Source organism: Klugiella xanthotipulae (assembly GCF_006716695.1).
Classification (GTDB): domain Bacteria; phylum Actinomycetota; class Actinomycetes; order Actinomycetales; family Microbacteriaceae; genus Klugiella; species Klugiella xanthotipulae.
Genome location: NZ_VFPN01000002.1, coordinates 569,314 through 591,417, shown reverse-complemented (window position 1 = coordinate 591,417; position 22,104 = coordinate 569,314). Strand labels below are relative to the sequence as shown.

9 protein-coding genes are annotated in these 22,104 nt (G+C 67.0%); 5 read left to right on the top strand and 4 right to left on the bottom strand.

Going from position 1 to position 22,104, the window contains the following annotated elements; all coding sequences use genetic code 11:
* The first annotated feature begins 200 nt into the window (after nt 1–200).
* Nucleotides 201–16,013 (top strand): invasin domain 3-containing protein, encoded by a 15,813-nt coding sequence (locus FB466_RS08700; protein ID WP_141917659.1) that lies wholly within the window; start codon nt 201–203, stop codon nt 16,011–16,013.
* A 45-nt stretch (nt 16,014–16,058) separates the two neighbouring features.
* Nucleotides 16,059–16,442: a hypothetical protein gene (locus FB466_RS08695; protein ID WP_141917658.1), complete on the top strand. Its 384-nt coding sequence runs from the start codon at nt 16,059–16,061 to the stop codon at nt 16,440–16,442.
* A gap of 145 nt (nt 16,443–16,587) precedes the next feature.
* Here the strand turns inward: FB466_RS08695 and FB466_RS13495 are convergent, their stop codons facing one another.
* The 4 genes from FB466_RS13495 to FB466_RS08680 form a co-directional block, all read right to left on the bottom strand.
* Nucleotides 16,588–16,746, bottom strand: coding sequence for a hypothetical protein (locus tag FB466_RS13495; RefSeq protein WP_170206084.1), 159 nt, complete (start codon nt 16,744–16,746; stop codon nt 16,588–16,590).
* Nucleotides 16,743–17,852: a hypothetical protein gene (locus FB466_RS08690; RefSeq protein ID WP_141917656.1), complete on the bottom strand. Its 1,110-nt coding sequence runs from the start codon at nt 17,850–17,852 to the stop codon at nt 16,743–16,745. The genes FB466_RS13495 and FB466_RS08690 overlap by 4 nt, the downstream gene beginning before the upstream one ends.
* On the bottom strand, nt 17,849–18,250 hold the full coding sequence (locus FB466_RS08685) for a PadR family transcriptional regulator (RefSeq protein WP_141917654.1): 402 nt from the start codon (nt 18,248–18,250) through the stop codon (nt 17,849–17,851). The genes FB466_RS08690 and FB466_RS08685 overlap by 4 nt, the downstream gene beginning before the upstream one ends.
* 592 nt (nt 18,251–18,842) lie before the next feature.
* Complete coding sequence (locus tag FB466_RS08680) at nt 18,843–19,826, bottom strand: magnesium and cobalt transport protein CorA (protein ID WP_141917652.1); 984 nt, start codon at nt 19,824–19,826, stop codon at nt 18,843–18,845.
* Nucleotides 19,827–20,006: 180 nt separating this feature from the next.
* Here FB466_RS08680 and FB466_RS08675 point away from each other — a divergent pair, with 180 nt between their 5' ends.
* The 3 genes from FB466_RS08675 to FB466_RS08665 all read left to right on the top strand — a co-directional run bounded on the left by FB466_RS08675 (nt 20,007) and on the right by FB466_RS08665 (nt 22,060).
* Nucleotides 20,007–20,990, top strand: a complete 984-nt coding sequence (locus FB466_RS08675; RefSeq protein WP_141917650.1) for a Gfo/Idh/MocA family protein — start codon at nt 20,007–20,009, stop codon at nt 20,988–20,990.
* Nucleotides 20,991–21,028: 38 nt separating this feature from the next.
* Complete coding sequence (locus FB466_RS08670) at nt 21,029–21,616, top strand: isochorismatase family protein (RefSeq protein WP_141917649.1); 588 nt, start codon at nt 21,029–21,031, stop codon at nt 21,614–21,616.
* A 159-nt stretch (nt 21,617–21,775) separates the two neighbouring features.
* The gene (locus FB466_RS08665; protein ID WP_141917647.1) at nt 21,776–22,060 is read left to right on the top strand and encodes a hypothetical protein; all 285 of its coding nucleotides are present in this window, start codon (nt 21,776–21,778) and stop codon (nt 22,058–22,060) included.
* Nucleotides 22,061–22,104: the final 44 nt, after the last annotated feature.

The following is a 22,104-nucleotide window of genomic DNA, read 5'->3' as shown; positions in this document are numbered from 1 at the left end:
ACCGCGCTTATTGGAAGCGACGATACAGCAGCCGCTAGCCCCGCGGGGGAGACGGTTCAGGCCACAGGGTTGATGCCGCGACGACGGTGTATGCCACTCACGACCGTTTGTACGCCCTCAGCCGTGGCCTCCAGTCCACTCCACACTTCTGTTCAGGACGGCCCTCGTCGGGTCGCCACCGGTGAAAGGCACCACCACACATGATTCGCTCGTCCAAAGATCCGAAAAACGTGGCCGCGGCAGCGTCGGGCGGGGGGCGGCGTGCCCTCGCCGCGCTGCTCAGTATCGCCCTCACCCTCTCGGCTCTGACCTCCCTGGCCCTGGTGCAGTCCCCGGCCGCACAGGCTGAGGTGGTGGACAACGGCTACAGCCAGACGTTCTATGTTAACGATGTGCGCGATGTGGCGGATGCCGCCCCCGGCGACGGTGTGTGCGCCACCCGGTTCACCGCGGGGGTGCCCGCCGTTGCCACCTGCACCCTGTACGCCGCGATTCAGGAGGCCAACGCTCGGCCTGCGGGCGAGAGCATCCTGATCGCCCCCGCCCCCCAGATTCGCTTGATCAACGGATCGTTTGCCGCGAGCGCCGAGATCGACCTGAACTGGAATACGACCAACAATCCGGCCCCGCAGGTTCCCGAGATGTCAACCAGTATGGTGGCGGATGCCGGGATCGCCGGCGTGATCGACCTCGACTCGGTCTCGCGCTACTGGGTGAAGCACAACAACGTGACCCTTGACTTCCAGAACCGGCTGGGCTGGACGCTCGCCACCGATTTGGGCTCCAACGTGCTCCTGTTTACCGGCAGTAACCAGACGTTCCGCAACTTCACCAAGCTCACGAGCGCCGAGGCGGGTATCTACGTGGGCTCAACGGCCCAGAACTTCTCGCTCATCAACGGGGCCGTGGCCAACCCGGCGACGACACCGCCATTGCCCTCCAACTACGCGATTGAGCGCGGTGTGGTGATCGTGGAGGGGGCCCGGAACACGACCATCCAGAACATCCGTTTTCAGCGCAGCTACTGGGATGCCGTGCTCCTGGCCCCCGCCTCAAACGCGTCGCTCGTGATCGACGGTCTCACCATTGACCGCAGCAGCTGGGATCAGCCCGTTAACGGCGGTACCTACGACCCGGCCTACAACTACTTTGTGCGTAACTATAGCGCCAGCGTCTCCGGGCGTGACATCCTCGTGACCAACAACACTGTGCGCGCCTGGGGTGCTGACGGTGGGAGCAGCGATGTGATCTCGTTTCTTGGTGGGACCTGGACCAACATGATGATCCGGGGCAACGCTTTCACCGCAACCGTTAATCAGGCGGTCAACCCCATCATCCTGAACGCCATCGGGGCGACCACCACCACCGTGCGGGACAACACCTTTACCTATGCCGGCCCGGGTACGCGCGGCAGCGGCATCAACTACGCCTGGGTGCGCACCTACAACACCACGGCGGGTGTGCAGATTTTTAATAATCGTGTGGTGGGTGGAAACAACACCCTACAGCTGTCCAATGAGGCCCTCCTCCCGGCGACCACAACAAACCCCACGTTCCGCAACACCATGACCCGGGTTGCCGGTACCGTCACGGCCGCCAACGAGAACACACTGACCACCAATAACAACATTTACAACTCCTCAAACGGCACCATCCGCACGGCCTTTCCGAGCGCGGCCGCCGTGGTCGCTACCCCACCGCAGACCTGTCGCATCGATCTCACGATTGCGCCACCGGGTACGGGGGGCACGGCCATCCCCACCCAGGCCATCTCTGTGGATGCCTACCTGGGGCGTACAACGGCCACCGGCGGCGATAACGTGGGCCTGGAACAGTACCTGGGGCGGATCAGCACCACCCAGGCCGCCCTGCCCGCCACGTTCAGCCTGCCGTACACGGGGGTGGGGGTCGGAAACGTTGTCCGGTTGCAGACAACCGAGGTGGCCACGGGGCGCACCTCGCAGTACTCGCGGACGCTCGCGGCCACGGGGGCCGATACCTGCGCGCCACAGTCCTGGATCAAGCAGGGCGGGTGGTTCAGCGAGAGCGGGGCGATCTCGGCGACCCAGGAAGACCCCACGTCGTTCCGTAACGTGAGCTTCGACATCCTCACCTCGGAGCCGCTCGGCAGCAACGGGCTCACGGCCGCAGATATCGTGTTCTCGGGCACAGCACCCGGTCAGCAGGTGGTATCGCTGACTCAGGTGTCCGACACCACCTGGACGCTGGTCGCGAAGGCCAATGGCACCGGAACCATCGTGCCCACCATCCCGGCTGCGGCCATCAACGACAGCACGGGCAACGTGAGCGTGGGGGCCGCAAACACCACGGTGGCCCCGCTCAACTTTGCCGGGTACAGCGATAGCGGCCAGACCACCGGGATCCCCGGGGCGAGTGTGGACCACTCCGTGCTCTACAATTCACCGCTCGCGATCACCGCCCCCGACCCGCTCAACCTCACCGTCGCGGAGCCGGGCAGCGCCAGCGCCACCTTCCGGGTTTCTAACCTCTCGGTGGACGGCTCCGACCGCGTGATCAAGGCCCCCTCGGCCCCCGTCTTCCTCAACCAGGTGTGGTCTGGGCTGGTGCCGGATGCCGCGCTGCCCACCCCCGCACCACCGCAGACCGCCGCCGGTATCGCCAGGGTGATACCCACCCACGCTAACCTGAGTACCGTTGAGCCCACGCTCGACACGATTGACCGCTACGTGGATGTTCCGGTGCAGGCCATCGACAACCTCACGGTGGACGGTACGCGTGGCGTGACCCTGGACCTCGACGTCACCTCGGAGGACCCCGAGTTTGATGGACTACTGCTGAGCTCGGTGAGCGTGAGCGTGACCGATAACGACCGGCCCGTCGCGGCCTCCTCCACGCTCGCCGTCACTCAGGACAACCAGCTGGCCGATGGGGAGTCCCTGAACACCCTCACCGCGACCGTGCAGAATGCCGCCGGGGCTCTCGTAAGCAACGCGCCGGTCACCTTTGACGTGCCGACCGGCACGGTTGCCAGCGGAAGCGGCACCGTGGGTGGGGCTGGTGTGACCGTGACCGCCGTGACCGACGCCTCCGGTGTGGCCACGCTCTCCCTGACGAGCGCCACGGCCGGGAGCTATCCGGTGGGGGCCCGGGTGAACGGTACGGAGGAGATCGCTGACTCCCCGCAGGAGGTCACCTTCGCCCGCGTGCTGATCGACCTGGCCTCCGCTGACACCAACTACACCGTGTCCTCGGGCGGGGTGGTGGCCAATGGCACCGCACCGCACAGCATCACGGTTCGACTGATCGACGTGACAGGCGACCCGGCTACGGGATGGGCGAGCGCCCTCTCCGCGGCCGCGGCACCGGCCTCGGGTGTGACGGTGGGAACCTTCACCGAGACCGCGACCGCCGGGGAGTACACCGCCCCCGTCACCTCCACCACGACCGGGCCCAAAGGCATGAGTGTGTCCCTGCTCGACGATGGTGGGGTGAGTCGGGTGATCAGCCTGCTCGCGGGCGGCAACCCCAATGCGGTCTTTGTCGCGGATGCCCCCGTGGTGGGCGACGGATTCTCCGCGATCACCATCGACGACAGTGGTAACCGTCTCGCCAACGGCAGCGCGTTCCACCAGGTGACCGTGGTGCTCGCCGATACCAACCACAACCCGGTCACGGGTGCGGCGGCCCGGCTGTCCGCCTCCGTTGCGGATAACGCCAGCGGTGCCGCCACCGTGACCAGCTTTGCCGAGACGGGAACTCCGGGCACCTACACCGCGCTCGTGCGCTCGGCCGAGGCGGGGGCGCAGGAAGTGACGGCCCTCTTCGACGGCACCCTGGCCGTGGGTACCGTGACGGCCAACTTTGCGGCCGGTGCGGTTGACCTCGGTCACCCGGGCAGCCGGGTGAGTGTGACAACGGGTGATGTGCCCGTGGGCATCGGGCAGCACACCGTCACCGTGACCCTCGCGGATGCCAACGGCAACCCCGTTCCCGGGCAGGCCGCCTCCCTCAGCGCGGCCCCCAGCAGTTCTCTCGGTACGGGCACAGTGACGGGTTTTGTCGAGACCGGTACCCCCGGCACCTACACGGCCACGGTCACCTCGACCCTGGCGGGAGCGAAGGCGATCACCACCCGCCTCGGAGCGAGTGCAGTTACCCTGGGCGGCAACGGTACCGCCACCTTTGTCGCGGGCACGGTCGATCTGACGAACACCGCCTCCAACTACACCGTCTCTGACGGTGATGTCACGGTTCTGGCGGGCGAGCACGGTGTGACCGTGACCCTCGCCGACGAGTTTGGGAACCCGGTCTCGGGTCGGGCCGCCGACCTGGAGGCCGCCACGGCCGGCGATCTCGGCAGCGGCGATATTGGCGACTTTGTCGAGACGGCCCTGCCCGGTACCTACCGGGCGCTGGTGACCTCCTCCGTGTCGGGCGATAAGGTCATCACGGCGACGCTCGCGGGTGACGACCTCACGCTCGACGGTAACGACACGGCGACCTTCGTTGCCGCCGGAGTTGACGTGGACAACATCGGCACGCGATACCACGTCTCTGTGGGTGACGAGGTCGTGGGAACCGGGACGCACACCATCACGGTAACGCTCTCAGACTCCAACGGGAACCCGGTCTCCGGCCAGGCGGAGGGAATCGAATCGACCACGCTTGACCCCCTCGGCACGGGCACAATCTCCACGTTCACCGAAACCGGGGTGGAGGGCACCTACACCGCCACGATCACGTCGAGCGTGACGGGAGGCAAGTTCGTCACGACCGTGTTTGGGGCCGAGGACCTGACCGTGCTTCTCGATGGCAACGACACCGCCACGTTTGTCTCGGCCCCGGTCTCCCTCTCCGCGAGCGGCTTTGAGGTATCAACAGGCTCGCAGACCGCGGGCACGGGCTCGCATACCGCGACTATCCGGTTGGCGGATGCCCTGGGAAACCCCGTTCCCGGAGCCGCAGCCGATCTGGCCGCAACCACGGGCACCCCCGATGGTGTGAGCATCTCCGCTGTCACCGAGACGCTCACGCCCGGAACCTACAGCGCCACGATCTCCTCGACGAGCGCCGGGGCCAAGGGTATTGCCGTCACCTACGTGGGAAATACCGTTCCCGCAACCGGCAACGCCACGGCCCTGTTTGTGGCCGGCAGTGTCGATCTGGGCAACGCGTTGACCGACTACACGGTCTCGGGCGGCAGCGTCTCCGTCTCCGGCGGGACGCACTCGATCACGGTCCGGCTGGCGGATGCCCAGGGCAACCCCGTTGCCGCGCGGGCACCCCAGCTCGCGGCCGCGGCGGCCGACTCCCTCGGTACCGGGTCGATCGGCCTGTTTGTGGAGGGCATCCCGGGCAGCTACACGGCACCGGTCACCTCCTCCCTGGCGGGAGAAAAGGCCATCACCGTCACCTACGGCGGCGACCCCGTCTCCCTGGAGGGCAACGGCATTGCCAGCTTCGTCTCGGGCGGGGTGGCCCCCGGCAATGTGAACACGCGCTACTCGGTGTCCGGCGGTAACCAGCCGGTCGGTACGGGCAGTCACACCGTCACCGTGAGCCTCGCGGATAGCGACGGTAACCCGGTCTCCGGTGAGGAGGCTGGTATCAGCGCCGAGTCCGCTGGCCCGCTCGGGACCGGCTCCTTCTCCGACTTCGCCGAAACCGGGACCGCGGGAACCTACACCGCAACGATCTCCTCCACCCTCGCGGGCGGAAAACCCGTCACGGTGAGCTTTGGCGGTACACCGCTCGCCCTGGAGGGTAACGGCACGGCCACCTTCATCGCGGGCGGGTTCGACCTGAGCAACCCGGCATCGGGGTACGTCGTCTCTGCGGGCTCAGTCTCGGTCTCCGGCGGCTCGCACTCCGTGACCGTGACCCTGGGCGACCAGTTTGGCAACCCGGTGAGCGGTCAGGCCTTCCAGATGGTGGCGACCACGGCGGCAGCCCTCGGCACCGGAACGGTCTCGGGTTTCTCCGAGACGGGGACGGCGGGAACCTACACCGCCACGATCACGTCGAGTAACGCCGGGGCTAAGCCGATCACGGCCACGCTGGGGGGTGACGACCTCGCCCTGCTGGGGAACGGCACGGCCACCTTCATCGCGGGCGGGGTCTCCACCGCCAACGCGGGTACTCGCTTCTCGGTCTCGGGCGGATTTGTTCCGGCGGGTACGGGCAGCCACACCATCACGGTGACCCTCGCGGATGCCCTGGGTAACCCGGTCTCTGACCAGGCTGTGGGTATCAACGCCAGCACAACGGGTGACCTCGGCACCGGAACCGTCACCCCCTTCGCCGAGACGGGCACGGCGGGTACCTACCTGGCCACCATCACCTCGACCTCCTCGGGAGGGAAAACCATCGCGGTCAGCTTCGGTGGCTCCGGGGTCACCACGGTCAGTAACAACGTCGCCAACTTCAGTGCGGGCGAGGTGGACCCCGCCAGCCCCTTCACCGGCTACGCGGTGAGCACGGGTGAGGCCTCCGTCTCGGGAGGCTCGCACACCGTCACGGTCACGCTCGCCGACGCCCTGGGTAACCCCGTGACGGGTCAGGCGGCCGCGCTGGCAGCCGACACGGCGGACCCCCTGGGCACGGGCATCCTCACGGGCTTCACCGAAACCTCGACCGAGGGCACCTACACCGCCACGATCACCTCGAGCGTATCGGGCGGCAAAACCGTCACCGCCACCTTCCAGTCCGGGGCACTAACCCTGCTGGGCAATAGCACCGCCACCTTTGTGGCTGGCAGCATCGACACCGGCAACGCGGGCACCCACTACTCGGTCTCGACGGGGGACCAGCCCGTCGGCACGGGCAGCCACACCATCACGGTTCTGCTCGCGGATGCGCTGGGCAACCCGGTTTCCGGCCAGGCCGCGGTGCTCACCGCGCAATCGGCCAACAGCCTCGGCGACGGTTCATTCTCCGTCTTCACCGAGACGGGCACCGCGGGCACCTACGAGGCCACCGTGACCGCCACCCTCGTGGGCGATAAGGTTCTCACGGCCCAGGTGAACGGAGACCCGATCAGCCTGACCGGTAACGATACCGCCACCTTTGTGGCCGGTTCCGTTGATCTGGCGAGCGCGGGCACCGCGTACTCCGTGAGTACGGGCGACGAGACCGTCGTCACGGGGGAGCACACCGTCACGGTGACGCTGGAGGACTCCCTCGGAAACCCCGTCTCCGGACGGGAAGCTGACCTCGCGGCGAACACCGCCGACCCTCTGGGTACCGGCAGCTTTGGCGATTTCACCGAGACGGCAACGGCGGGCACCTACGAGGCCACGATCACGTCGAGTCTCGCGGGGGCTAAAGCCATCACGGTAACGCTCAGCAGCGAGGCCCTGACCGCTGCCGGGAATAGCATCGCCACCTTCGTGGCCGGAGCCGTCGATCCGGGCAATGCGGGCACCTCCTTCACCGTGTCGGGTGGCAACCAGCCCGTCAGCACCGGCACCCACACGGTCACGGTGCGCCTGGCGGATGCCGGGGGCAACCCGATCTCCGGCCAGGCAGCCGCGCTCCTCGCGACCACAACCGACCCGCTCGGCACGGGCTCCGTTCTGGGTTTCACCGAAACCCTCACCCCCGGCACCTATGAGGCCTCTCTGAGTTCGACGGTCTCGGGCGGCAAAGTTATCACCGTCACGGTGGCGGGCGAGGATATCACCCTCTCCGGCAACGGCACGGCGACATTCATCGCGGGGGCAGTGGACCTCAGCAACAGCGGGAGCGTCTACGCCGTGTCGGGTGGCAGCCAAACGGTGGGTTCGGGCGGTCACACGGTGACCGTGACCCTGGCCGACGAGTTTGGCAACCCCGTACCCGGCCAGGCCGCGGAGCTGGGGGCCGCCACCACCGATCCGCTCGGCACCGGAACCGTCTCACCCTTCACCGAGAGCGGCACAGCGGGCAGCTACACCGCGACCGTGACCTCCACGGTGTCGGGGAGCAAAACCATCACGGCCACCCTCAGCAGCACCGATATCACCCTCGGCGGTAATGGGATTGCGCTCTTTGCGGCCGGTGTGGTTGACCTCGGTAACTCGGGTTCCTCCTTCGCCGTCTCGACCGGCAACGCCTCCATCGCGGGCGGCTCACACCTGATTACGGTGACCCTCGCGGATGCCCTGGGTAACCCGGTCCCCGGCCAGGCTTCCGGTCTCGACGCCGACACGCTTGACCCGCTCGGCAGCGGCACGGTCTCGCCGTTCACCGAGTCGGTCACCACGCCGGGCACGTACACCGCCACAATCACCTCGAGTGTCTCGGGCGGCAAAAACGTCACGGTGCTCCTCGGTACCGACCCCGTGTTCCTCGTGGGCAACAACGTCGCCACCTTCATCGCGGGTGGTGTCGATCTCACCAGCCCGGACACCCGCTACACCGTCTCCACGGGCAACGAGACTGTCGGCACGGGTACGCACACCGTCACGGTGACGCTGGTGGATGCCGCGGGCAACCCGGTTCCCGGCCAGGCCGCCACCCTGACGACCGACACGACCGGCTCGCTCGGCACCGGGACCGTCTCGCCCTTCACCGAGACGGATACCGACGGTACATACACGGCAACGATCACCTCGACCGTTTCGGGTGACAAGGTGCTCACGGTACTCCTCGGCGGGTCGCCGATCACGGTCGGGGACAACGACACCGCTGTCTTCGTGGCCGGGGCCGTTGACCTGGGCAACCCCGCCACACGGTACTTCGTGTCGGAGGGGGAGCAGACGGTGGGCTCCGGCTCACACACGATCACCGTGCAACTGGTGGACTCCCTCGATAACCCGGTGACGGGGCAGGCCGCCACGCTGACCCCGGCAACCACGGGAGACCTGGGCACCGGAACCCTCACCGGCTTCGTGGAGACCGCCACCGCGGGCACCTACACGGCCACTGTTATTGCCACGGTTCCCGGACCCAAACCCGTCACCGTCACCGCCGGTGGTCCCTTCGTCACGCTTGACGGTAACGGCACCGCGCTCTTCGTGCCCGGTGGGGTGGACCTGGGCGATGCGGGCAGCGGGTTTGTGGTGTCCGAGGGCGAGGTCTCGATTGAGGCCGGTGAGCACTCCGTCACGGTGACCCTCGCGGATGCCCTGGGGAACCCGGTCTCGGGTCGGGCATCCGACCTGCTCGCCACGACACCAGGGGATTTGGGCGTGGGGGGTGGCATCACGGTATTCACCGAGACCGCAACGGGCGGCACCTACACCGCCATCATCACCTCGACGGTGTCGGGGGACAAGACCGTCGCCGTGACCCTTGCGGGTGACAGCGTCACGGCCTCCGGTAACGCGGTCGCCGCCTTCATCGCGGGCGGGGTGGACCCCGACAACGCGGGTACCGGCTTCTCCGTCTCGACCGGGGAGCAGGTCGTGGGTGCGGGCTCGCACACCGTCACGGTGACCCTCGCGGATGTTGCGGGTAACCCCGTCACCGGCTCCGCCGCGGGTCTTCTGGCCGTCGCGACCGGCCTCGGTACGGGCGATATCACGGACTTTACGGAGACCGGAACGCTCGGCACCTACACGGCGAGTGTCACGGCGACCCTCGCGGGCAGTAAGGTCGTCAGTGTCACCTACGGCGGCTCAGACCTCACCGCTGACGGCAACGACACCGCGGTGTTTGTTGCCTCGGGCATCAGCCTGGCCAACAGCAGTAGCGTCTACTCGGTATCCGCCGGTGACGTTTCGGTGGATGGCGGCGCGCACGCCGTCACCGTGACCCTGGCCGACGAGTTCGGCAACCCCGTCTCGGGTGAGGCGGCCAACCTGGTGGCCACCACCACCGACCCACTCGGCTCCGGCACGGTTTCGCCGTTTAGCGAGACGGCTCCGGTCGGCACCTACCGTGCCACGATCACGTCGAGCGTCGCGGGCCTAAAGGTGGTCACCGCTACGCTGAGTGGCGACCCGATTACCCTCGACGGCAACGACACGGCGCGCTTCATCGCGGGCGGGGTGGACCCCGACAACGGCGGCACAACCTACTCGGTGTCCACGGGCCCCGAGACCGTGAGCGTTGGCTCACACACCGTGACGGTGACCCTCGCGGATGCCGACGGCAACCCCGTCTCGGGCCAGGCCTCCGGGATCGACGCCGACACCCGTGACGACCTGGGCCTCGGCACGATCACGGGCTTTATCGAGACGGACACCGATGGCACCTACACCGCGACCATCACCTCGACGGTGTCGGGGGAGAAGACCGTCACGGTGGTCTACGGGGCCGACCCGGTGACCCTCGTGGGCAACGGTGTCGCCTCCTTCGTGGCGGGTGCCATCGACTTCGATAACGCCGGAACGGCCTTCACCGTCTCGTCGGGAGACGAGAGCGTCTCGACGGGTGAGCACACCGTCACGGTGACCCTCTCCGATGATCTGGGCAACCCGGTCCCGGGCCAGGCGGCCGGTCTCGACGCCGACACCGCGGATTCTCTCGGCACCGGATCGTTCTCGGCGTTTACCGAGTCGGCGGGGGCGCCGGGTACGTACACGGCGACCGTTACCTCCACCCTCGCCGGCGATAAGGACATCACGGTCACACTGGGGGTCAACTCGGTTCAGGCCTCGGGTAACTCGGTTGCGAGCTTTATCGCGGGCGGGGTTGACCTGGCGAACAGCGGCAGCGGCTACTCCGTGTCAACGGGTGATGCTTCGGTGGATGGCGGCTCACACACCGTCACGGTGACCCTCGCCGACGAGTTCGGCAACCCCGTCTCGGATGCGGCGGGCACCCTGCTGGCGGACGCAACGGGCGACCTGGGCAGCGGCACGATCTCGGTCTTTACCGAGCTGGGTGGCACGCCGGGTACGTACACGGCGAGTGTCACCTCGAGTCTCGCCGGGGACAAGACGATCACCGTGACCCTGTCGGGTGACGATGTGACAGCCTCCGGTAACACGGTGGCAACCTTCATCGCGGGCGGGGTCGATACCGGCAACCCGGGCACCCGCTTCAGCGTGTCGGGTGGCACCGAGGTTGTTGGTCTGGGGGCGCACACCGTCACGGTGACCCTCGCGGATGCCGACGGCAACCCCGTCTCGGGTGCGGCCGCCGGTCTGACCCTGGACACCGCCTCCGCGATTGGGACGGGCAGCCTCGGCACCTTCACCGAGACCGCCACGGACGGCACCTACACCGCCACGGTCACCTCGAGCGTTGCCGGGGACAAGACCATGACGGTTGACTACGCCGGTGACGCGGTATCGGCCTCGGGTAACGCCATCGCCAGCTTTATCGCCGGTGACGTTGACCTTGCCGCCGTCGGCAGCGGATACTCCGTCTCGACCGGCGACGAAACGGTCGGCACGGGCAGCCACACCGTCACCGTGACCCTCGTTGACGCTCTCGATAACCCGGTCTCCGGCCGCGCAGCCGACCTCGTTGCCGACACGGTGTCCGACCTGGGCACCGGCACGTTCTCGGCCTTCACCGAGGTGGCGGGCACACCGGGCAGTTACACGGCCACCGTGACCGCCACCGTTGCCGGGGTCAAGGCCATCACGGTGACCCTCTCGGGTGACGATATGACCCTGGGTGGCAACGGCAACGCCACGTTTATCGCCGGTGTGGTGAACCTCGCGACCTCGGGTACCGAGTACACCGTCTCGACCGGTGACGAAACGGTTGGCACGGGCAGCCACACCGTCACCGTGACCCTGCTCGACAGCCTGGGTAACGGCGTTCCCGGCCAGGCGGCCCTGCTCGTGGGTGCCGCGGCCGATCTCGGTACCGGTGGTGTTTCCAGCTTTACCCCCACCGCGGATGCTGGGGTCTACGAGGCCACGATCACGTCGAGTGTTGCGGGCGACAAAGCCGTGACCGTCGCGTTTGACGGCGACGCGGTGGCGGCCTCCGGTAACACCACGGCCGCATTTGTTGCCGGTGGGGTTGACCTCGGCAACGCGGGTACCGCCTACAGCGTGTCGGGTGGTGACGAGATCGTGGGGACGGGTTCACACACCGTCACCGTGACCCTTGCGGATGATCTGGGCAACCCGGTCTCCGGCCAGGCCGCCCAGTTGCTTGGCGCTGCGACGGGTCTCGGCACGGGAACGGTGACAGGCTTCGTCGAGACGGCAACGCTGGGTACCTATACGGCCACGATCACGTCGAGCGTGTCGGGGAGCAAGGCCGTCACGGTCACCCTGGGTGGTGATCCGGTGCCCCTCTCCGGTAACGGCAGCGCGGCGTTTATCGCGGGTGCGGTTGATCTGGGCAACGCGGGCAGCTCCTACTCGGTATCGGGTGGCAGTGTCTCGGTTGCGGGTGGCTCGCACCTGGTGACGATTCTGCTCGCGGATGACCTGGGTAACCCGGTCCCCGGCCAGGCCGCCACCCTGCTCGCCGCCGCCGCCAACCTGGGTACCGGTTCGGTGTCGGCCGTCACCGAGTCGGCGACCGTTCCGGGCAGCTACGAGGCCACGGTCACGTCGAGTGTTTCCGGCGATAAGGCCGTCACGGTCACTCTGGGCGGTGACGCGGTGACCCTCTCGGGAAACGGTACGGCGACGTTTGCGGCTGGCGGGGTTGACCCGGGCAACGCCAACACCACGTTTGACGTGTCCACCGGAGACCAGCCCGTTGGCACCGGCTCGCACACGATCACGGTGCGTCTGGCCGATGCGGCGGGTAACCCCGTCCCGGAGGAGGCGGCAGCCCTGAGTGCCGACACCGTGAGCCCACTCGGCTCCGGTAGCTTCTCGGGCTTCACCGAGTCGGCGACCGTGCCGGGCACGTACACCGCCACGGTCACCTCGAGCGTGTCGGGCGGCAAAGTCATCACCGTCCTGTTCGGGGCCGACCCGGTTGCGGCTCTGGGCAACGCCACCGCCGCCTTTGTGGCGGGCGGCGTTGACCTGACCAACCCCGGCACCTCCTATTCGGTCTCCACGGGGAGCCAACCTGTTGGCTCCGGTGAGCACACCGTCACGATTCTGCTCGCGGATGACCTGGGCAACCCGGTCCCCGGTCAGGCGGCGGGCCTCGTGGCCGGCTCCTCGGGCCTCGGCACCGGCACCGTCGGCGCCGTGACCGAGTCGGGCACCGCGGGCACCTACACCGCCACGATCACCTCAACCGTTTCCGGTCTCAAACCGGTGACGGTCACGCTGGGCGGCGAGGCGGTGGCGGCCTCCGGTAACACCGACGCGGCGTTCATCGCTGGTGCGGTTGACCCCGGCAACCCGGGCACCTCGTACTCGGTGTCGGGCGGCCAGGTCTCGGTGTCGGGCGGCTCGCACCTGGTCACGATTCTGCTCGTGGATGCCCTCGGTAACCCCGCGCCCGGTCACGCCGCCGAGAGTGTGGCCACCACGGCTGCCAACCTGGGCACGGGATCTGTTTCGGCCGTTACGGAGACGGGTACTCCGGGCACCTACACCGCCACCGTCACCTCCTCGGTTGCCGGGGATAAGGCCATCACGGCCACAGTGGGTGCTGTGCCGATCACTCTTCTGGGCAACGGCACCGCGGTCTTCATTGCGGGCGGTGTTGATCCCGGTAACTCCGGCACCTCGTTCAGCGTGTCGGGCGGTGACGAGACGGTAGGCGCGGGTTCACACACCCTCACGGTGCTGCTCGCGGATGCCGAGGGTAACCCCGTCCCGGACCAGGCCGGTTGCCTGGCCGCGGGCACCACAGACGGTCTCGGTACCGGAACAATTGGCGTCTTTACTGAGACGGCCACGGCTGGCACGTACGAGGCGAGTATCACCTCGACCTCGGCGGGGAACAAGACGATGACCGTCACCTGTGGGGCCAGCGATCTCAGTGCGGTGGGCAACGACGTCGCGAGCTTTGTGGCGGCCACCGTTGATCCGAGCGGTCTCGGTACCAGCTTTGAGGTTTCGACCGGCGAGGAGACGGTGGGAACCGGATCGCACAGCGTGACGGTGACCCTCGCCGATGCGTTCGGCAACCCGGTCTCCGGTCAGGCGGCTCTGATCGTGCCCTCGACCGCCGACCCGCTCGGTACCGGCACCGTCACGGGCGTTGTGGAGAGCGGAACTGCCGGTGTGTACACGGCTACGATCACCTCGACGGTCGCGGGCGACAAGACGATTGGCGTGACGTTTGACGGCACCGCGGTAACGGCGGGTAGCAACGCCGTAGCCACCTTTGTGGCCGGTGGCGTTGACCTCGGTAGCCCCGACAGCAGCTACTCGGTGTCGGGCGGTGGCGTCTCGGTATCGGGCGGCTCGCATCTCGTCACGATTCTGCTCGCGGATGCGCTGGGCAACCCGGTCCCCGGCCAGGCGGCCCTGCTGCTGGCCAGCACCACGGATGGCCTCGGCTCGGGCACCGTCTCGACGGTCATCGAGACGGGCACCCCCGGCACCTACACCGCCACCGTCACCTCGTCGCTCGCCGGTGACAAGGTCATCGCGGTGACGCTGGATGGTGACGCCGTTACTCTCAGCGGTAACGACACCGCCACCTTTGTGCCCGGTGGCGTTGACCTCTCGAACTCGGGCACCCGCTTCCAACTCTCGGGCGGGAGCCAGACGGTGGGCACGGGCAGCCACACCGTGACCGTGACCCTCGTGGATGCCGGGGGCAACCCGGTCTCCGGTCAGGCGGCTGGCCTCTCGGCCGACTCGTCGCCCGGCCTCGGGCAGGGGGGTATCTCGGGCTTCACCGAGACGGGCACCCCCGGCACGTACACCGCCACGATCACCTCGACCACTGCGGGCCAGAAAACGGTGACGGTGTTCTTTGGCGGCTCCCCGATTACGGTCGCGGGCAGCGGGGTGATCGAGTTTGTGGCCGGTGCTACCGACCTCGGTAGCCCGTCATCGCACTACTCGGTGAGCGTGGGCTCCGTGCCGGTCGGCTCGGCTACGCACACCATCACGGTGGCGCTGACGGATGAGTTTGGTAACCCGGTGTCGGGCGAGACGGGTCTTGCGGCCGGGACGACGGGAACTCTCGGCACCGGCACGCTCTCGCCGTTTGCCGAGACCCTCACCCCGGGAACCTACGCGGCCACGGTCACCTCAACGATTGCCGGGACGAAGCCCGTCACGGTGACCCTGGATGGCGATCCGGTGACCCTCTCGGGAAACGGCGGTGCCCTGTTCGTCTCGGCGGCCGCTGACCCCGCCCAGACCGTGATTGAGGCCACCTCGCCCGTGTCGGCTAATGGCAGCGACTACAGTACCGTGACGGTCTCGCTCTTCGACCAGTTTGGTAACCCCGTGACCCAGCAGGTGCCGGTCACGGTCACCTCAACCCTCGGCACGGCCGGGGCCACCGCCTACCAGGGCGGGGGTGTGTACACCGCCCAGCTTCGGTCAACGACGGGCGGCACGGCCACGGTGTCGGCGACCGTCAACGGGACCCCCGTGACGGCATCCGCCGAGGTGGTGTTTGTGGATGGCACCCCGCCGGCCCCGCCCGCCCTCGACCCCACGGATGGTTCCACGGTGACGGGATGCGCCGAGCCCGGCTCAACCGTGACGGTCTACGATGCGAATGGCACCGTGATTGGCACGGCCGTGGCGGGCGATGACTGCCGCTTCGTGGTCACGCTCAGCCCGCCCCAGCAGCCGGGTAGCGAGATCACCGTGACGGTAACGGATCTGAACGGCAATGTCTCCGATTCGGTCACGATCCGGGTGGGTCTGCTCTGGATGGAGCTGGAGGGCGACCCGATCACTGTGGGTGGTATCCAGCGCGCCTACGGTCATAACTTCCAGCCGGGCGAGGTGGTGTCGGGGCTCATCCAGTCCGATCCGATCAGCCTGGGTACGCAGGTTGCCGACGAGAGCGGCGATGTGGCGTTTGAGATCCGCATCCCGGACAGCTTTGAGCTGGGGGTGCACACGATCACCCTGTCGGGTGGGTTCAGCGGCAGCGTTGACGAGTCGTTTACGGTGATCGCGAAGAAGCCCGGCCTGTCGATCACGGGGGCCGGCGATGGCCTGCCGCTCGCGCTGGGCGGCCTCGGCCTCCTCGTGGGTGGCCTGGTGTTGGTGCTTGTGCGTCGCCGACGGGAGCGCGCGGATGCCTGTTAGCCTGCCCACACAGGACCGTTACGTCATACAAAGGGGATGTCTACCATGAGAAACGTTCGAACTGTTCCGGCCGCGCTGGCCCTGGCCGTCACGCTGCTGGCGGGTGGGGCCCTCGCGGGCTGCACCGCGGCCGATAGTGGCCTGCCTGAGGGTCTACCGGCGAGTTTTCCGGCGGCCGAGGGGGAGGTCTCTAACGCTGTCACCACGGGTGACAACGGTTGGTCGTTCTCGGTGGCGGTGAAGGATGCCGCCGCTCAGAAGGCCGCCGTCACGCGGCTCACCGACAACGGCTACACCGTGATCGGTGAGAGCGAGGCGGGGGGAATCACGACCTACTCCCTCAGCAACGACACGATCAACGCCACCCTCGTCCTCAGTAAACCCGCCGACGACTACCTCGTCGTCTACAACCTCGTCAAGGTCGGCTAGCCCCGCCCGCCGCCCGCTCCGCTCTGCCCTGCCCCACTCCGGGTGACTTTTCCTCACAGATCGACGTTTATTTCGTCGAACTGTGAGGAAAAGTCACCCGGAGCGCTGTGTGAGCGGCAGGCGGCGGCAGGCGGGGCAAAGGGGGTTAGGCTCCGCCGTTGCTGGGTTCCTCCGCCGGCCACGCGGCCACGATCAGCGAGCGGGATGCCCGCGGCAACACCTCCGAGGCCGTGATGCTGCGGTGGATGACCTCCGTTCCCGGGGTGGTGAAGAGGTCGCCGGGCAGGTGGGCTGCGTCGATCATCCCTTGTCCTCCGGGTTCTCGTCGGTGCTGCCGGGGGTGGGGGTGCCGGTCGGTGCCGGGGTTGCGGTCGGTGCCGGCGACTCGGTGGGCTGCGCGGGGTCGTCCGGGTCCTCCGTGTTGGCGCTGGGTAGTGAGTTGGTCCGCTCAAACGGACGGGCGGCTTTCTCGGGGGTGGAGCCGATCTCTCCGATCCCGTTGAGGCGGGCCTCTCGCAGCGGGTAGACGTTCCACACGCTGTTGCCGTTCTCAATCCCGTAGGTCACCAATCCGTACTCGACCATATCTCCGTCGTAGAAGGTGTTGCCGATACTCATGGTGCTGTCGCCACCCGGGGTGGTGGATAGCGGCTGACCGGTCTCGTCAAACAGCTGCACATTGTCGAGCGGGTTGCCCTCGGCGTCGTACGGGAAGATGTTGAGCACCTGTCGGTCGTCCAGCCAGAGACCGCCGCCGTTGGTGGAGATGGAGACGGTTTCCGGAATCAAGCGTGAGGTGGCGTAGCCGGTCACGGCGGGCAGTGCGAGCACACTGCACACGTTGACCAGGACGAGAAGTTTGCGCATCCAACGCCGCCACAACCAGTGCCCGCGGCCCCACTGCACGCTCACCACCACGCAGACGAGCCACGCCGCCCAGGCCACCCAGTAGCCCCGGTTAAAGTACCCCAGGCCGACCTCTGCCATGACCGCCAGGGTAAAAAAGATGACGGTTCCTCGTAGCACCCACCAGAGGGGCCGCAGCGCCACCAGGAAGTCGAGTGTCCCGTTTCCGAGTGGTGTCGAGCGGATGCTCGCGGCCCACGTCGCCCGCACGTCACGTGCCCAGGTGCCCAGCTCCCGTAGCGGTCGCCGTTCGGCCGTCACGTCGGTGGCGGGTGCCGCCTCGGGCAGTCCCGCGGCGGTGCGCAACTCGTTGGCGTAGGCGACGGCGTCGTCCAGGGTGAGCTGCTGGGCCTCCGGGGTGGCGGCCAGGTCGGCGGCCTGGTCGGTGAGGTCGGATTCGAGCCCTTCGGTGAGCTCGGTGATCACCTCGGGGGCGAGGTCGCCGAGCGCCGCCCGAACGGCATCGGCAAATTCCCGGATGCGGGGTGCGTTCTCAGTAGTCATGACTTGTCCTCGGTGTGGCTGGGTGAGCCCGGGTGGCTCGCGGTGGTGATCTGGCTGGGTGGATCGGTGAGGGGGGCCGGTGTTTCCGCCAGCAGAAGGTTGAGGGTGTCGGCAAATCTCTGCCAGCTGGTGCGCTGCTCGGTGAGCATCCGTTTTCCCTCGGGGGTGATCGCGTAGTACTTGCGGTGCGGTCCGCCCTCGGAGGGCACCACGTAGGTGGAGAGCGCCCCGGCGGTGTAGAGCCGACGCAGGGTGCCGTACACCGAGGCGTCCCCCACCTCGCTGAGGCCGGCGGCGCGCAGTCGGCGCACAACGTCGTAGCCGTAGCCGTCCTCGTGGCGGGTGACCGCCAGCACGGCGGCGTCGAGCACCCCCTTGAGCAATTGAGTGGTATCCATGTGTCTCCTATCAACGGACTCCACACTACTACGCAATCCACACTAGTGCGCAAGTCGAAAGACTAAAACGCGATAGTGAATGCGGTTACACCCGCTCGTGCGCGCTCGGGTGAGATGTTCTGTCCCACGCGTCTACCGGCGTGCAGAGCGGGATGCCCTGCCCCTCGGCAAACGCCCTGCTCGTCACGGTGATCTCCAGTCACAACGGCGAACGGCGCGGCGGTAATCTGTCGCGATCCGGTCGCAGAGGACTGGACATATCGCGGAGGTGCGCGGTAAAACTCCGCGAAACCACAGGAGTGGCACGTCTGGAGAGAGTCACAGGAGGTCAAAATCTTACGAATTATGCTCGCAAGCATTTTTCCGTGCAGTGGAAAAACATCTAGCCTCAGAGAAACGAAATATATTTAATATGGTTAACTGAGGGTGCTATTCTAAGATCTGTCATTGTGCCTACGTCGAGCCGCCCTAACAGCTCCGGGGTGCCGTGGCAGAAACTCTGCCCCCGGCAGAGGCTGCCTTCTGGTCGCACCCTACCCTTCATGCGGCCAGAAGGCAGCTCCGGGGTACCCTGGGGGCCGGTACTCAGGGTTTAGAGCCACCGCTTCCACTTGAAGGCCACGTAGAGACCCCCACCCAGCAGGCCCATCCCCACGAGTGCCAGTGCGTAACCGTACTCCCAGTGCAGCTCGGGCATGTGATCGAAGTTCATCCCGTAGATGGCCCCGATCAGCGTGGGTGCAAAGAGAATGGCGGCCCAGGCCGAGATGCGCTTGGTCACATCGTTCTGTTGCTGCGCCACGAGCGTCGCGTTGACCGTGAGTGCGTTCTGCAGGAGCGAGCGGAAGGACTCGGAACGTTCAATGACCCGGATGACGTGGTCACGAACATCCCGATACCGGCGCTGCAACTCCACGGGCACCTGGTACTTGTCGGCCCCACGCAGCAGCGCGTCGAGCATCGACAGCAGGGGGCGGGTGGCGCGCTGAAACTCGACGACCTCGCTGAACAGTTCGTAGATGCGCCGCGAGACCTCGGGGTAACCGGCAAAGAGCTGCTCCTCAATCTGGTCGATGTCTTCCTCTAGCCCGTTGGTTACGGGGGTGTAGGCGTCAACCACCTCGTCGAAGAGCGCGTAGAGCAGCGCCTGGGGGCCCATCGCGAGAAGCTCGGGTTTGCGCTCCAACCGGCTGAGGCTGCGCCGCACGAACCCGCTGTCCCCCGGGTCCACCTTGACCACGCTGATGAAGAAGTTGGGCCCCACAAACAGGTGGAGCTCGCCAAACTCCACGCGCTCATCCTCGTCCACGTAGACGGCGGGCCGCAGCACCACAAAGAGGGTGTGGGCGTAGCGTTCCAGCTTGGCACGCTGGTGGCCGCGCAGGGCATCCTCGACGGCCAGCTCGTGTAAACCAAACTCCTGACCCACCGAGATGAGCTCGTGCTCGGCGGGCCGGTCCAGGGCGATGAAGGCCATCCCTCGGTTCTCGCGCAGCAAGCGGAAGGTGTCGTCGAGCGTCTCGGCGGTGTGGGCAAGTTTGCCGTCCACGTAGATGCTGTTGGTTGAGAGGGTCATGGCGTTCTCCTGGCGGTGCGGCCGTGGGCGTGCGGATGGTGCGTGTGGATGTTCGGAGAGGGTGGGGGAGTGGGGCCAGCGTACCAGCGCGGTCCAGCCCCTCGGGCGCAGAATACCCTAGCATTGCGGAAAGGGCCGCCGCGCACCCCCGTGCTGGCCAGAAACGAGAGGAGTCGCACTATGTCCCGCACCATTCGCTGGGGTGTCCTGGCCCCGGGCGGTATCGCCCGCATCGTGGTCGCCGACCTCATCGCCGAGGGCCTCGTGGTGCACGCCGTCGGTTCGCGCGATGCGGAGCGGGCCCGCGCTTTTGCCCGGGAGTTTGGTATCCCCGCGACCCACGGAAACTACGCAGATCTTGTGGCCGACCCCGATGTGGATGTGGTCTACATCGCGAGCCCGTACCCGTTCCACCACGAGCACGCCCTGCTCGCGCTCCGGGCGGGTAAACACATCCTGGTCGAGAAGCCGTTTGCGCTCAACGCGGCCCAGGCCGCCGAGGTTGTCGAGGTCGCGCGGGAGCGCTCCCTGCTCGTGGTCGAGGCCATGTGGACCCGGTTCCTGCCGCATATGGCGCGCATCCGCGAGATCATCGCGAGCGGGATGATCGGCGACGTGCACACGCTCATGGCCGACCACACCCAGGCCCTCTCCGCGGACCCGGAGCACCGCATCAACAACCTGGCCCTCGGCGGCGGAGCGCTCCTCGACCTGGGCGTCTACCCGGTCTCGTGTGCCCACGACCTCTTCGGCGAGCCCGACACCGTGCAGGCCACAGCAATTTTTAAGGAGACGGGGGCGGATGCCCAGGTCGCCACGATCCTGGGCTACCAGGATGGCCGCATCGCCACGAGCCTGTCGGCCAGCGACACCCGCGGCCCCAACCGCGCGAGCATCCTCGGCACGGAGGGTCGCATCGAGATCGAGGGCGTCTGGTACCAGCCCACCGGCTTCACGGTGTACGACCGGGAGGATCGGGAGATCGACAAGTTCATCTCGCTCGTCACGGGTACGGGCCGCGGTCTCCAAGCCGTCGAGGTCACCCGCCTGATTGAGGCGGGCGAAACCGAGTGTGAACTCATCACGCCCGGTGAGTCCATTGCCGTGATGCGCACCCTCGATCGGGTTCGCGCGGAGGTGGGGCTCGTGTACCCGGGGGAGTAGGCTGGCGCGAGTTATCCCTGTGCGAATGGAGACCCGTTATGGCTAAGGCCTTGCTCATCATTGACGTTCAGAACGATTTTGCCGAGGGTGGTGCGCTTGCGGTGGATGGCGGCGCGGCTGTCGCGTCGGGGATTACCCGGCTGATGACGGCGAGCGTGGGTGAGTATGACCTCGTGGTTGCCTCCCGCGACTGGCATACGGCCGGTAGTGACAACGGTGGTCACTTTGCCGTGCGGGGTGAGGTGCCTAACTTCTCGACCACCTGGCCGGAGCACTGTGTGGTGGGTACCGAGGGTGCCGACTACCACCCCCTGCTCAACCTGGAGCCCATCGACGTACACCTGCGTAAGGGTATGGGAGTGCCCGCCTACTCGGCGTTTGAGGGGGTGGCTCCCGACGGTTCGACGTTGAACGAGGTTTTCGCCGCCAATGACATTACCGTTGTGGATGTTGTGGGCCTTGCCACCGACTATTGCGTGTTGGCCTCGGCCCGGGATGCCCTCGCTGCGGGCCAGCAGGTGCGGGTCTTCACCGACCTCGTTGCGGGGGTGGCCCCCGCAACGAGTGTCGCGGCGCTCCGGGAGCTGGCCGCGGCGGGCGCGGTGCTCGAAGAGGCCGATGTGTAGAGTGTCTACATTAAATAGCGGATTTCTTATAATGTTTTCTGTAGATGTCGCCGGTATTTCCGCGATCGCGTGACTTAATCAAAAGCCATTTATATGTTTCTGTTGACGGATAATTTTGGCCCCGCAGCGCCGCTCAGGGCCCTTCGTGCAAGGGAAACCATGAAAAACTACCTCATTACCCGGCCCTCCGTGCTCTGGCTGATCGCCGGGGCTCTTCTTCTGTCTGTGTGCTGCTACTCATGGCTACACAGCGATCTTCAGATCACCACCGTGCTATTCACCAACGGCGGGAGTTTCCTGGGCGTGCTGCTCCTGCTCCGATACTTCTTCGGTACGCGCCGTGCCCCCAGCGTCACCGCGGACGCTCCGGTCGCCTCTCCGGCCCTCCCGAGCGATAACGTCCTCGTGCCCGCCGCCGCGCAGGCCACCGCCGAGCACATCTAATACCTGCACGCGCAGCAGGCGCGGGCCTCCCACAACGGTGCCCT

What these genes read in the sequence shown, in the direction of transcription:
- FB466_RS08700 (WP_141917659.1), top strand. Translation starts at nt 201, where the DNA reads ATGATTCGCTCGTCCAAAGATCCGAAAAACGTGGCCGCGGCAGCGTCG.
- FB466_RS08695 (WP_141917658.1), top strand. Translation starts at nt 16,059, where the DNA reads ATGAGAAACGTTCGAACTGTTCCGGCCGCGCTGGCCCTGGCCGTCACG.
- FB466_RS13495 (WP_170206084.1), bottom strand. Translation starts at nt 16,746, where the DNA reads ATGATCGACGCAGCCCACCTGCCCGGCGACCTCTTCACCACCCCGGGA.
- FB466_RS08690 (WP_141917656.1), bottom strand. Translation starts at nt 17,852, where the DNA reads ATGACTACTGAGAACGCACCCCGCATCCGGGAATTTGCCGATGCCGTT.
- FB466_RS08685 (WP_141917654.1), bottom strand. Translation starts at nt 18,250, where the DNA reads ATGGATACCACTCAATTGCTCAAGGGGGTGCTCGACGCCGCCGTGCTG.
- FB466_RS08680 (WP_141917652.1), bottom strand. Translation starts at nt 19,826, where the DNA reads ATGACCCTCTCAACCAACAGCATCTACGTGGACGGCAAACTTGCCCAC.
- FB466_RS08675 (WP_141917650.1), top strand. Translation starts at nt 20,007, where the DNA reads ATGTCCCGCACCATTCGCTGGGGTGTCCTGGCCCCGGGCGGTATCGCC.
- FB466_RS08670 (WP_141917649.1), top strand. Translation starts at nt 21,029, where the DNA reads ATGGCTAAGGCCTTGCTCATCATTGACGTTCAGAACGATTTTGCCGAG.
- FB466_RS08665 (WP_141917647.1), top strand. Translation starts at nt 21,776, where the DNA reads ATGAAAAACTACCTCATTACCCGGCCCTCCGTGCTCTGGCTGATCGCC.